Annotated in this window: 11 protein-coding genes; 1 reads left to right on the forward strand and 10 read right to left on the reverse strand. The window is 62.8% G+C overall.

Features of this window, described 5'->3' with window-relative positions; genetic code table 11:
• Nucleotides 1-76: 76 nt before the first annotated feature.
• Genes BN3560_RS03070 through BN3560_RS03085 form a run of 4 tightly spaced genes read right to left on the reverse strand, consistent with a single transcriptional unit; the run spans nt 77 to nt 6,246 of the window.
• Nucleotides 77-415, reverse strand: a complete 339-nt coding sequence (locus BN3560_RS03070; RefSeq protein ID WP_015540515.1) for a 4Fe-4S dicluster domain-containing protein — start codon at nt 413-415, stop codon at nt 77-79.
• A gap of 11 nt (nt 416-426) precedes the next feature.
• The gene (locus tag BN3560_RS03075) at nt 427-2,715 is read right to left on the reverse strand and encodes a molybdopterin-dependent oxidoreductase (RefSeq protein WP_096226981.1); all 2,289 of its coding nucleotides are present in this window, start codon (nt 2,713-2,715) and stop codon (nt 427-429) included.
• Between the two features lie 44 nt (nt 2,716-2,759).
• Nucleotides 2,760-3,566, reverse strand: coding sequence for a 4Fe-4S dicluster domain-containing protein (locus tag BN3560_RS03080; protein ID WP_096226982.1), 807 nt, complete (start codon nt 3,564-3,566; stop codon nt 2,760-2,762).
• 10 nt (nt 3,567-3,576) lie between these two features.
• The gene (locus BN3560_RS03085) at nt 3,577-6,246 is read right to left on the reverse strand and encodes a molybdopterin-dependent oxidoreductase (protein WP_096226983.1); all 2,670 of its coding nucleotides are present in this window, start codon (nt 6,244-6,246) and stop codon (nt 3,577-3,579) included.
• A 187-nt stretch (nt 6,247-6,433) separates the two neighbouring features.
• Between BN3560_RS03085 and BN3560_RS03090 the strand changes: the two genes are divergently transcribed.
• A complete protein-coding gene (locus BN3560_RS03090) occupies nt 6,434-7,090 on the forward strand; it encodes a TetR/AcrR family transcriptional regulator (protein ID WP_157780534.1) in 657 nt (218 codons plus the stop codon).
• A gap of 14 nt (nt 7,091-7,104) precedes the next feature.
• Here the strand turns inward: BN3560_RS03090 and BN3560_RS03095 are convergent, their stop codons facing one another.
• From BN3560_RS03095 to BN3560_RS14925, 6 genes are all read right to left on the reverse strand, one after another.
• Nucleotides 7,105-7,461, reverse strand: coding sequence for a 4Fe-4S dicluster domain-containing protein (locus BN3560_RS03095; RefSeq protein ID WP_015540511.1), 357 nt, complete (start codon nt 7,459-7,461; stop codon nt 7,105-7,107).
• A 208-nt stretch (nt 7,462-7,669) separates the two neighbouring features.
• Nucleotides 7,670-8,881, reverse strand: a complete 1,212-nt coding sequence (locus BN3560_RS03100; protein ID WP_015540510.1) for an MFS transporter — start codon at nt 8,879-8,881, stop codon at nt 7,670-7,672.
• 135 nt (nt 8,882-9,016) lie between these two features.
• Nucleotides 9,017-10,654 carry a helix-turn-helix transcriptional regulator gene (locus BN3560_RS03105; RefSeq protein WP_157780535.1) on the reverse strand — a complete coding sequence of 546 codons (1,638 nt, stop codon included), beginning with the start codon at nt 10,652-10,654 and terminating at the stop codon, nt 9,017-9,019.
• Between the two features lie 272 nt (nt 10,655-10,926).
• Nucleotides 10,927-11,127, reverse strand: a complete 201-nt coding sequence (locus BN3560_RS03110; protein ID WP_041239816.1) for a hypothetical protein — start codon at nt 11,125-11,127, stop codon at nt 10,927-10,929.
• A gap of 10 nt (nt 11,128-11,137) precedes the next feature.
• Nucleotides 11,138-11,572 carry an FKBP-type peptidyl-prolyl cis-trans isomerase gene (locus BN3560_RS03115; RefSeq protein ID WP_041239815.1) on the reverse strand — a complete coding sequence of 145 codons (435 nt, stop codon included), beginning with the start codon at nt 11,570-11,572 and terminating at the stop codon, nt 11,138-11,140.
• A gap of 129 nt (nt 11,573-11,701) precedes the next feature.
• Nucleotides 11,702-12,205, reverse strand: coding sequence for an oxidoreductase (locus BN3560_RS14925; RefSeq protein ID WP_096226986.1), 504 nt, complete (start codon nt 12,203-12,205; stop codon nt 11,702-11,704).

The raw sequence follows: 12,205 nt of genomic DNA on the forward strand, positions 1-12,205 counted from the left end.
GCACGTTACCGTGCAGCTTGAGTGTAAGAACTAAAAAGTAAGTTTTGAACGTCCAACGAAGCCGATCAGGAAGCGATCAAGGAACGAAGATGGAGGCCATCTTGCCCTTGCCCCCCAGCTTCACGGCAAGCTCCTCCAGCGTGCCGTACTCCATGGCGCTCGCCAGGCAGTGGTGCACGCAGCTGGGCCGCTCGCCCGCCTCCACCCGATCGGCGCAGAGATCGCAGTACGACGTGGGCACGGGGACGTAGCGGTACTCCCAGTGCTTGCCGTCCATGAGCTTCCAAGGGCCCAACTCCAGCACCTTGATGCCCCACTGCCCCAGCGGCAGGTCGTGCTCGTTCTTGCACGCCACTTCGCAGGAGTGGCACCCGGTGCAGTACTCGTTGTCTATCAGAAGACCGTAGTGCGTCATGTTGCGCCTCCTTATTCAGCCCGGTAGACCTTGCAGGGCATGCTCTTGTAATGCGTGCCGAACCCGAGCGGCCCGTTCTCCTCGTGGGGAACGAGCTGGTTGACGTTCACCTCGAACACGTCGAACAGGTTCTCGGGGTCGGATTCGGGTAGCCACCAGCCGTGGTCGCAGCTCACCACGCCCTCCTTCACGATGGGCGTGAGGTGGGCAGCCAGCTTCGCCCGGCCCAGATGGTTCTCCACGTACACCCGGGCGCCCTCGGTTATGCCGAGCCTTCGCGCGGTCTCGGGATGCAGTTCCACGGTAGGCCAGGGATGGATCTCGCGCAGCGTCTCTATCTGACGGTTCTCGGAGTGGAACGAGGTGAAGCGGCGGGCACCCGTCGTGAGCGTCAGCGGGTAGGCTTTCGCGAGGTCAGGTCGCGACAAGGCGCTGAACTTTGGTTCGAGGTAGTACGGCAGCGGGTCGTCGCTTAGGTTCTCGAGCACGGTCGAGTACAGCTCGATGCGGCCCGTGGGCGTGTTGAAGCCCGGCTGGCCGTCCGAGCGCAGCAGCCCCTTCTCGTACTTGCGGTACTCGATCTCGTACTGGCCGATGATCTGCTCGCTCAGTTCGCCGTACGTGGCATCCACGCCGCGCATCTTCGCCAGCTGGCCGTCGATGAAGTCCGACGGCGAGGCCCAACCGGGCTTCACGCTCGCCGGGTACAGGCGGCGGTGCAGCTCGAGCATGATCTCCAGATCGGCTCGGCATTCGCCCATCGGCTCCAGCACGGGCACGATGGCGCCCAGCTGCCCGGGCTGCGAGGCGTTGTTGTTCGACACATAGCCCTGCTTCTCGAAGAACGTTGACGCCGGAAGCACTATGTCGGCGAGGCCCATGATGGTAGGGGTCATGAACAGGTCCGCAACGGCGATGAAGTCGATATCGCGCATGGCCTCGTACCACCGCTGGGGCTGCGGCACCATGCAGGCGAGGGTGTTGTGCCCGAATGCGTAGGCGAAGCGTATCTTGCAGGGCGCACCCGTCTCCAGCGCGTCGAGCGTGGCATCGGGATGGGTCGTGTTGACGATAGCGCTCATGGCGGGGTAGCGATCGTGCCCGAGCGGCTCGACGCCCACGTTGCCGAACTTGGCAAGGCCCTCAGGCTCGCCTGCCGCTTCGGCGGCCGGCGCGTTCTCGGCCATACCGGCGAAGATGGGGGGCAGGCCCATGAAGCAGCCGCCGGGCACGTCCATGTTGCCGGTTATGGCGAAGAGCGACAGCAGCGCATGGCCGATCTGGAGGGTGTTGGGGTTTTGGTCGACCGCGAGCCCCATGGAAAGCGACGAGGGGCTTTGGGCCACGCAGCGGGCCGCCGCCCTGATGTCGGCGGCATCCACCTCCGTGATCTCGGCGACCCGCTCGACCGGGTACGCGCGCACCCGGTCGGCAAGCTGCTCGAACCCGTAGCACCAGCGCTCGACGAAGTCGTGGTCGTAGAGGTCCTCGCCTATGACCACGTTCAGAAGCCCCAGCGCAAGCGCGCCATCGGTGCCGGGCCGCAGCTGCAGGTGCACCTCGGCGCGCGTGGCAAGCCAGTTCACCCGCGGATCGGCCACCACGAGACGCGCGCCGCGCTTCATCATCTCCACGAGCGAGTGGCCGAACAGGCCGTCGGGGTTCGAGCGCAGCGGGTCGCGGCCCCATACCAGCACGTACTTCGGGCATTCCCAGCGAGGGTCGTCGTAGCGCTCGGGGAATCCAACGGCGTTGTCGGCCTCGATATAGGAGCTTCCCATGGTCCAGAGCATGGCGGCCATGCGCGGGACGATGCACGACCAGCCGCTGTTGGGATGCACGGCGTTGACCGTGCCGAACACGTCGTTGGCCATCTGGAAGTGTATCTGGCTCGCCTCTCGGCCCGTTCCGCACCACACGCTCACGGCGTCGATGCCGTGCTCGTCGACGGTCCTGCGATATGCCTCCACGATGGTCTCAAGTGCTTCGTCCCAGCTTATGCGCTCCCAGACGTCGCGGCCCCGGTCCTCGCGGGCACGCTTGAGCGGATGGAGGAGCCGGTCCTTGTGGTAGTAGTATTCCTTAGCCGTCAGGCAGCGCACGCACAGCCGGCCCTTGCTGATGGGGTTCTCCTCGTCGCCCTCCACCTTGACCAGCCTGCCGTCCCTCACGTGCACTTTGAGGCCGCAGCCCAGGTTATGGCAACCGATGCCGGCCGAGCACGTTCGGTACACCCGCGTGCCGTCCCCGAGCTCCGTGCACGCCGGCGAGGCGTGCTCGTTGAAATGCAATGTTGGCATGATATCCTCCTCGTCCCTTCGTTATTCCCCTGCCTCTCGCCCTCTTAAGCGCGTACGAGCGCGAAATCGCCCAGATTCAGGCTCTTCTTCAGCTCGATGCCCCTCCTTTCAACCGGCCGGTATCCGTCTGCCTCCACGGCAACGTCGTAGACGCCCTCGTCGAGCTTGCGAAAGTAAAAGTCACCAAAATCATCGGTGACGGTCTTACGCACGGTGCCGTCGGGCATTGCAAGCGTCACGCGGGCACCCTCCACGATCTCGTCGCAGGCTGGATCCCACACATCGCCGGCAAGGAACAGATGGGGCCGGTTGAGGTAGAAGACCCGCGGCCTGCACCCCTCTTCGAGCAGATAGGTTTCCGCATGGGGTAACTCGTCGGCGAACTCCTCCTCGTCACCGAAGCGCAACGCGCCCGTGGCGCACAAATCGACGCAGTGCGGCAGTTTTCCCTCATCAACCAGGTGGGCGCAGCCCGTGCATTTCTGCGGTACATCGAGCTCCTCGTTATAGAACACGGCCCCGTACGGGCAGGCATCCACCAACTCCCGACGGCCCACAGCGCGTTCGGGATCGATGATGACAAGACCGTCGTCGCGTACGTCCACGGCGTCCGGAGCCACCCGCCCGCACTTCGGATCCTCGCAGTGCATGCAGGGCCAGGGCGTGTACTCCACCCGTACCTTGGGCACCTGTCCGTGCTCTTCCTGCTTCACTCGCATCCAGAAGTGTCCGGTCTCCGGTTGCGGTTTCGCGTACGGCGGCCAATCGTTCCCGCAGTGTTCGTCCTTGCAGGCTATCTGGCAGTTGTAGCAGCCGCTGCACTTGGCCACGTCTATCACGAATACCTTCATCCTCACTCCTTCAGTCAAGGTCGAACCAAGCATCCTGCAGGACACCGTAGTCCGGATCGTAGGGTCTCCCGAACGCCTCGGGATACCGCGCAGCCAGCTCGAACACATCCACCTTCTCAACGCCGACCAGATACCCCGAGGTCACCTCGCCCGCACAGTTCTTTGACGCAACCGCCTTCGGGGCTATCAGGTTGTTCGTGCCGCCTCGATCGCTCTCGCCCACCACGATAGGGTCTATGCGCGCCCCATGATCTTGGAGAACAGCGTGGCGCATGACGCGCTCACTCACGTAGGCGCCTCCCAAAGTCCAGCCGCGCTCGTTGTAAACCCGCACGATGTCGCCGTGTCCGATACCCAGCTCAGCCGCGTCGGCAGGATTGATCCACAGAGGCTCGTAGCGGTATCCGTCCGGCCCCATCACCTTGCAGGTCTCGATCTCCCGCAACCAGGCGCAGTCGTCCATCTGGGAATGCAGGCGCCAGTGCGGATGATTGGACACGAGCAGGAAGGGATAGCGCTGTGCCCGAGGCGTGCTCAAACGCTCGTCGGGATGGGTCTCGCCCTTCTCAATCCAATGCGGGTAAGGGGGACGCTCGCCATCGTCTGGGAAATGCTTGGCAAGGCGCGGAGAGTAGTACTCTATCTTGCCCGAGGGCGTGGATAGCGGGTAGCGCTCGGGATCCTCGTAGAAGCGCTGGAACCCCGCCTTGTCGCCCTCCCAATCTTTGGCGGTGGGCACGACATAACATCCCCGCTCCAAGAACTCTTCGAACGACAGGCGATCCTGGATACCCGACCCTGCGAAGCCGCGCCTGATCTTATCCTCGACGGTCTCGCCTCCCGTCACCGCCTCGTACAGTCCCAGCTTCCGCGCCACCTCGAGCGTGCTCTCGTAGTCCGATTTCGATTCACCCAAGGGTTCGATCGAACGATCCTCGACCATCAGCACATTGTAGTTGCCCGACGAGATGTCGCAGTTGATGTCGCGCTCCTCGAACTTCGTGTTGATGGGTAGGATGAGGTCGGCCAGCAGGCAGTCGTCCTCCATCCAGATGTGCTGGGCCACCACGAACTCGATGTGCTCCGAGCGAATGGCATCCATAAACGCGAAGCCGCCGTTCCACGAGCTCGTCCATTTGGGAGCGTCGGTCCATACCATATGTATGCGCTCGCTGCCCTCCACGGGATACCGGTACTCCGTGAACTGGTCCTCGGTGGGTAGGCCGGCGCAGGTCACACCGTACCAGGTAAGCGGACGCTCGTGGTCGAAGTCGCCTGCGAGCGCCTCGGGGACCAGCGTCTCGGGGACGAACGATTCGCGCTGGTCGGCGGCATAGGGCCACAGGATGTCGTTCAGCGTAGGGATGACCTCCGAGCGCGGGGCGGGCATCTGGCTCGCCAAGCCGAACAGCTGCCATTCCATCATTTTGACCTGGTTGCGCCCCGGCGCACCAAGTGCCTGCATGCCGAGCAAGGCTACCTCGAGGCGGGCCGGCTCGTGGCTATAGGCCGAGCGGATCATCGAGCCGCCGTTGCAATGGGCTATGGACACGTTGCGCTTTGCCCAGTGCCGCGCGAGCGCCTTGATGATGCGCGAGGGAACGCCGCATACATCCTCGGCCCACTTCGGGGTTTTCGGGATGCCGTCGTCACCGCCTTTCACATGGTAGACGAACCAATCGAACCCGATGGCGTGCGTCTCAAGGTACTGCTCGTCGTAGAGGCCCTCGTCTATCCAAACGTAGGCTATGGCGAGCTGCAGAGCCGAATCGGTATTGGGCAGCACAGGAATCCATTTGTCGGCGTGGACGACAGCGCCGTAATTCGCATCGGGGCAGATATAGATCTGCTTGACGCCGATGTCGGTAAGAAAGAAGCAGTAGCGACTCGGAAAGCACCCGCCCCAGCCCCAAGGCGTGGTCTCCACATCGCAGCCCCAGAACAGCACCGACTCTGCATGGTTCGCCACATCTTTGAACAGGTTGTACTGGTCGCCCTCGCCCACCGGGTCCTGGCCCCACATGTGCTTGGCGCCCCAGTACCAGCCTTCCCAAGAATCGGGGTTGCGCGCCTGCATGGTGTAGCCGCCTCCCTTGGCGCGGCCGGTTCGGACGGCCCCCTCACCGTCACCGTGCATCCAGAAGTCGTTCGCCAGCTCGACTCCGGTCTCCTTGAGTGCTATCTGGTCGAGCAGGTAGCCCTCGGTGCCGCGGGGACCGTGGATGGTCTTGATCAGATGGTGCCCGTCCGACTGCACGAGGATAGAGTTCAGGCCATACGATTCCTTAATGCGCAGCACCTCGGCCGCGACGATATCGGTCGCCTCGTCCCAGCTGATCCGTTCGTACTTGCTCTTGCCCCGGTTTTGCGGGTTGCGCTCGCCCTGCGGATCCCAGTCCACGCGCTTCATGGGATAGAGGATGCGGTTCGGCGAGTAAACGCGCTGCTTGTATGCCAAGGCGAAAGGCGAGAGTTCCGTCTTCTCCTTGGCTTTGAACTCTCGGCCACGGGCCTTGATGCTCCATGGGTTCAGTCCGTCCTCGCTTTGATGCGCCACGTAGCTGAACGGACGCGTGCGCAGGATGCGTCCATCACGCACGTCGATCTCCGCCGTATCCGACGCCGTGCAAGGCCCGCAGAACCCCATCGTCTTGAACGTTGTCTTAATGTCGTTTGGCATATGCTCCTCCTTGATTGCGTCCGCTGTTGGAGCCTAGCAAGAAAAAAGTAAGTTTTCGCGCCCGATGCGTCATACTTTCCCGGCGACAGGCGGGTCCGCTTGGCAGAATCGGCAAGGGCCTATAGAATGGGCCTACACGGGCGTCCGGGGAAACGGGGTGGGCATGTCGAGCCGCAAAGAGAACAAAATGGCGATGGAGCAGCGTCTCTACGATGCCGCCATCGAGCTGTTCTGCGAGCTCGGATACCAGAAGACCACGCTGAACGACATCGCAGCCGAAGCCGAGGTGTCCACGCGCACGCTCTACAAGTACTTCCCCACCAAGGAGTCCATCCTAAGGAAGTTCGGGAAGGAGAACATCCTGGCCTTGAAAGCCTTCTCTGGCAAGCTCCCACTCGACATGCCCTTGCAGGACAAGGTGATCGAAACCATGGTGCAGGATTTCAAGTTGATGTTCGGGCTGTTCGATGTCAGCTACATCCTGCATTCCGCGCGCGATGAGAGCGGCATGTTCGCGCGGTTCGAGCTGGAGAACATCCTTGCGAGCGAATCCATCTACTGCAATCTCTTCAAACAGGAGCAGTTGAAGGAGGGTATGGAACCCAACGAGATGGTGGCCTTGTGCGCCTCCATCGTCATGGGGCTCTACCGCCATTGCAACGACCTCTACCGCTTCAGGAAGAAGGGGACGTTCGACGAGAAAGACCTGCGCGCGTTCTACCGCACGCACATCGATGCCGTTTGGGGCTCCCTACACCGATCGCTGCTCTCGGTACCCGCAAGGAACGCCCCCCTGCTGAACATCGACAAGCACCTGTTCGGCTCCCTGGAGCCGAACAGGTAGCCAAGCAGGCATCGCTAGCGCCTGTCAGAGCTCTTCGGCGAGAACAGCAGCATCTTCGACTTGCCCTTGAACAAGGCAGCCAACTCGTCCACCGTGCCGTACGTGATGGCACCGTACCGGCAACGGCGCGCGCAGGCCGGACGGCTTCCCCGATCCGTGCGCTCCTCGCACAGGTCGCACCAATCGGTGGGTATGGGCACGAAGTCGTACTGCCATGAGCCGTCACGCGTCTTCCACGGGCCCAGTTTCGTCACCTTGATCCCCAGCGCCTCGGGACCGCTCCCATGGGCCGCAAGGCACGCCGTCTCGCATTCTGAACAGCCGAGGCAGTATTCGTAATCGATCAGAAGAGCCTTCTCCACGCCCATCATGCAACCCCCTTTGCATCGCAGCGTCCCCGTGCCCTCACTTCTTCCGAATGCCCCCGACAGGCAGCCTCGTTCCCGGCGGCGGCGGTTGCTCGGCACCGCATAACGGGCAGCGCCTCGCAAATGGCTCGGGCAGCTTCTCACGGCAGGCCACGCAGCGTCCCATGCGATCGGCGCACTTGCCGCAATGGATGCACGGACAGCACATGGCCTACTCCGTCACGTCGCCATAAGGGTACGCCGCCTGTCGGCGCGTGGCGACCAGATACACGAGGACGATAACGAACAGCACGGCAAACATGGCTGCCATCAGCTCGAACAGCGCGGCAGTGCTACCGCCCGCTATCCCCTCGGCAAGGGATACGTAAACCGACGAGCACGCCTGCCCGGCGAACATGGCCATGGACAGCAGCGACAGCGCATAGGTCCGGCGATACGGGTGCACGAGCCCCGAGAGGGCAGTCTGCAGGTACGGGATGATGGTCCCGAGGTACACGCCGTAGACGATGGCGCCGGCGAACACGCCAACGGGCGATGTGGCGAAGGCGAGCAAGGTGAACGACAGCGCGATCGCCGCCATGGGAACCAGCACGGTGGAACGTCGCAGATGCTTGAACAGCTGGGCGAAAGCCAACGAGACGACGAGGGCCGTGAGCGTGGTTGAAGACGAGGCCAAGCCCGCCATGACCGAGTCGCCGATACCCGCCTCCTGGATGAAGATGGCCATCTTCAGAAGGTACACCATGCCTATCGTCATCGACACGAACATGAGAAGGATGCCCGCCCATGCACGGGCACCGATCTTCTTCTGCTGCGGAGAGAGCTCGCTCGCCTTACGGGAGAACTCCAGATCCTTCTCGGGCGGCACTTTGGGCAGAAACACCAGCTGCATGATAAGAACGAAGACGAAGAAGATGTTCACGAAGAACGGTACATGCCATCCGATGACCGCGAGCGTGCCCGATAGCGTCGAGAACACCATGGCGATGACCGACCCCACGGCATTCGCAGCGCCCATCATGCCGACGCGTTCCTGGCCCGCGAAGAAATGCGATATGAGCGTGGGCACGATAGGATACACCAAGCCGCAGCCTAACCCGAAGAACACGCGTGTGGCCAGCAGGAACTCGAAGTTGGGAGCGAAGGCGCCGCCTATACCGCCGATGATGAACAGTATCTGGCCGATGGTGAGGATGGTCTTTCGGCTGATATGGTACGACAGCTTGGCGGCAATGAGCGAGGCCGGAATGATGCACAGGGGCGGCAGCGCCACCAGCAAGTTCACGTTCTCGCCAGGGAAAGCGAGCGCAATGACCGCCAGGATAGGCGTCATCTCCGAGCCAAGCGCGTTGCTGTCGCAAGCGCACAGCAAGAGCGTCGCCTTCGTGCCGAGTTTCGACCGATGTTGCGTTTTCGAATCCATGCGCCCCCCTTATGTCCCTGATGCGGGTCCCTCGTGCCCCGCATCCCACGTGAGGCAGGTTAGTGCCGTCGAAACGGCCGGCCAAGGCACGCAAAACCTGACGCAGGGAAATCAGACTCTGGGTACTAAGCGTAGTCAGTGCACGTCAAGGACAGTTTGCGGACCTTCCGGCACGCCCTCGGACTCCACGATGTCCAGCAGTTCCTGCTGGGAGTGGACGCCCAGCTTGTTGTAGATGTTGTAGATATGGCTCTTGGCGGTGTGGGCTGATATGGTGAACTTCTCGGCAATATAACCGGCGTTGCGCCCTTGCGCCAGGCAGTACAGAACCTCCGCCTGGCGCGGCGTCAAATCGTATCGACCGGCGACGATCCTCGTGCTCAGCTCGAGCGCCCTTCCCGCCCCCGCCTCGAGGGCGATGCTGCGTGCCGACCGCTCAGCCTCGAGCCTCACCTCCCTCACGTAGGAAAGAGGACCGGGATGGAACACGGCGAAGCTCGTCGCAACCACCAGGAGCACCACCAAGGCGAAGCAGATGAACATGCGCCCGAGCGGATCACCCGGAAAGGCGAAGCACATAACCGTGCCCACGATCCAGCCGAGCGTGCAGCCCAAGCCGTTCAACGTTCGCCCGACCGCAAACGTCTTCACATAGTTCTCGTCGAACAACCGGAAGCTCTTCGAGACGCTGGCGATGTCCACGATATCGTGGCATGCCAAGAGCGCGAACATGGCGAAGAGGCACGCTAGCTGGCCGACGTAGCTTGCGAACGAGAACACGAAGATGCAGACGAGCATGATGGGGAGGAACACCTCGGTCAGGATGAGCGCGATATCCCTCGATTTGCGCACGAGGAAGAGCACCGTGAAAACCGCGGCAAGCGCGTTGGCGGCGGCTATGACGTACACTGCATAGGGATAGTAAGCATGCACGGTAGCGCTCGATCCCACGAAGCCAATGCCCACGCTATAGGCGAACGCCAACAAGACCGTGCGCATGAAGGAGAACCGATCGGTCCCGTCCGCTTCATTTCCGTCAGCCGGGCCGCTCGGCTCAGGAGGCGCTTCGTCAAGGCCCGCACAGGCGATGGGATCCTCTCTCCCCGATAGAGTGAAACCCGCACCGTCCTCGTCGGGTGGCGCGAAGGTAACGGAAGGCGACAGGACAAGCCACGCGAGCAGCACCGACACGACCGGCAGCGACGACACGAGCAGTGCAGCCACGCCCGTCGGCAAGAACGACATCGTGAGGAGCAGGAGCGACCCTCCGAGAAATGCGCCCGAAGCCGAGAAGATGATCTGCTTGCGATTGAGGATGACGAGCTTTTTCGACCAGACGAGCAGCAGGGCCGAGCTGCCCACGCCGCTTGCGCACCAAAGCAGGGCAGGCAACGCGAGGTCGCCTGCAGGCGGCAGAACCGCAACAGCGCAGCCGAAAGGGCAGCACAGAAGCGACGTCAAGCGCAGCAGCAGCTCGCCTCTCCGTGACGCAAAGAACCGCGCGAACAACCCGAACGCCACGTAGGCGACGAACATGGCGACCGTCATCACCGTGCGGATCGCATGGGCCTCGAAATCGCCCACCGCAGCGGATGGAAGCAGAACCGGGCTCCAGAACAGGCAGAATATCCAACCGAAGTAGAACGCGAGCCCGAGCACGCAGAGCAGCGGTATCCTTAGCGTGAACTCCCTCGATGCCTCATGCTCGTCGTCCCGCTGAAGGAACCTCATATCGATGGAAATATCGGACTGTCCGGCTTGCTCATGATGCATGAAAGTCTTCCCCCCTGGCCGACTTCGCCTACGGCACGGCCAGTGTAGCATAGGGCTCGATGACCGATTCCAGCGCCTCTTCCGTCGTTTTCGGCAATTTGGCACCGGCTTTTCGTGACTTTCACAAGAGCCCGGAAGCGATTCTCGCAGAGACCGGAACGGCGGCGGCAAAGCATCGTAGCGCACCATCCTCTGCGCGATCAAGTCAGGTTCGCAGAAGACCCTCCCCCAAGCCCTCTCTCAGCGAAGCCAGCCGCTTGCATGGGGGGCTTTCAGTTCCGACCTTCGGAGTCAGCCTCCGCCTTGGTTCCCACCGGGGCGAAGGCGGAGGCGCCGCAGTCGCGGCAGATGCCGGTGGCGGGGTCGACGTCGCCGCCGCAGGCAAGGCAGGGTATGGTCGGGGGCGGAGTGTAGAGCGGGCTGTCCGGGTCGAACTTGCCGCAGCGGCCGCACATCGTACAGGGGTAGCACATGGAGCGCCGCCTATTCCAAACCCACGAGCTCGACCCAGTATTCAAGCGTTTTGCCCGCGTATGGATGGTTGAGGTCGATCTTCACGGCGTCCTCGGTCGCATCGACGATCGAGGCCGGCTTGGCCGCAAGGCCGTCGGCGCTTTGCCACATGACCATCGAGCCCTCCTTTAGGTCGTAACCATGGTCGAGCACCGAGCGCGGGTACCATTGCACGAGCTTCGGATCCGCCGCACCGTAGCCCTCCTCCGGAGGAATCACGAGCGTGCAGCTCTCGCCCACTTCCAGCATGAGCAATGCCCGCTCGACCCCCTTCGGAACCCGGTGCCCGCCGATGCGCACGGCGAGCGGCTCCCCGTCGGATCGGTCGTCGCAAGGGCGATCCCCTCGCACGCCGCCCCGGTAGCGGATGTAAGCCGTCCTGCCCAAACGATCAGTATCCTCCATGGTATCCCGCCTTTCTCATGCGTTGCCCCGTCAGCACCCCCTCCTCATGCAGCAAGGGCCGACACAGCCCAGCCCGTGGCCGCCGGCCCGGAGGAACCCGGGCCGGCGGCGGGGATGCGTCGCCCTGACCTACAAGATATCCTCGATCACATCCGACTCGTCTATCTCGCCCACCTTGGCATCGTGGCGGTGTGCGCCGAACGCGGCCACGCCGGTGGCCTTCACCTCCACATGCGCCGCCTGGTGCGCATCGCCCTTGTCCACGTGCACGAACTCCCCGCGCGCCTCACGCGGGAGGTACTGCGGCACGATCAGCAGCTGCTTGGGCTTGTCGGCCAACCGTTTCGCCAGCTCCTCCACCTCGCCGTAGCACATAACATTAGCCAGGCAGTGGTGCACGCAGATCGGCTCGCGGCCTCGCTCCGTGCGGTCGGCGCACAGGTCGCACAGATCGGTGGGCAGCGGGAAGTAGTTGAAGTTCCAGTTGTCCTCGTCAATGGCCCACGGCCCGTCCGCATGGACCGCGATGCCGGTCTTTCCCACCGGGTAGCCGTGCTCCTCTTTGCACGACACTTGGCACGAGCCGCAGTTCGTGCAGTACTCGTAGTCGATCAGAAGTCCGTACGTTGCCAT

It is taken from the genome of Gordonibacter urolithinfaciens, assembly GCF_900199375.1.
GTDB classification, from domain to species: Bacteria; Actinomycetota; Coriobacteriia; order Coriobacteriales; family Eggerthellaceae; genus Gordonibacter; species Gordonibacter urolithinfaciens.

Excerpts from the sequence above, each read along its gene's own strand:
- BN3560_RS03070 (WP_015540515.1), bottom strand. The coding sequence starts at position 415 with ATGACGCACTACGGTCTTCTGATAGACAACGAGTACTGCACCGGGTGC.
- BN3560_RS03090 (WP_157780534.1), top strand. The coding sequence starts at position 6,434 with ATGGCGATGGAGCAGCGTCTCTACGATGCCGCCATCGAGCTGTTCTGC.
- BN3560_RS03100 (WP_015540510.1), bottom strand. The coding sequence starts at position 8,881 with ATGGATTCGAAAACGCAACATCGGTCGAAACTCGGCACGAAGGCGACG.
- BN3560_RS03085 (WP_096226983.1), bottom strand. The coding sequence starts at position 6,246 with ATGCCAAACGACATTAAGACAACGTTCAAGACGATGGGGTTCTGCGGG.
- BN3560_RS03095 (WP_015540511.1), bottom strand. The coding sequence starts at position 7,461 with ATGATGGGCGTGGAGAAGGCTCTTCTGATCGATTACGAATACTGCCTC.
- BN3560_RS03075 (WP_096226981.1), bottom strand. The coding sequence starts at position 2,715 with ATGCCAACATTGCATTTCAACGAGCACGCCTCGCCGGCGTGCACGGAG.
- BN3560_RS03115 (WP_041239815.1), bottom strand. The coding sequence starts at position 11,572 with ATGGAGGATACTGATCGTTTGGGCAGGACGGCTTACATCCGCTACCGG.
- BN3560_RS14925 (WP_096226986.1), bottom strand. The coding sequence starts at position 12,205 with ATGGCAACGTACGGACTTCTGATCGACTACGAGTACTGCACGAACTGC.
- BN3560_RS03080 (WP_096226982.1), bottom strand. The coding sequence starts at position 3,566 with ATGAAGGTATTCGTGATAGACGTGGCCAAGTGCAGCGGCTGCTACAAC.
- BN3560_RS03105 (WP_157780535.1), bottom strand. The coding sequence starts at position 10,654 with ATGCATCATGAGCAAGCCGGACAGTCCGATATTTCCATCGATATGAGG.
- BN3560_RS03110 (WP_041239816.1), bottom strand. The coding sequence starts at position 11,127 with ATGTGCTACCCCTGTACGATGTGCGGCCGCTGCGGCAAGTTCGACCCG.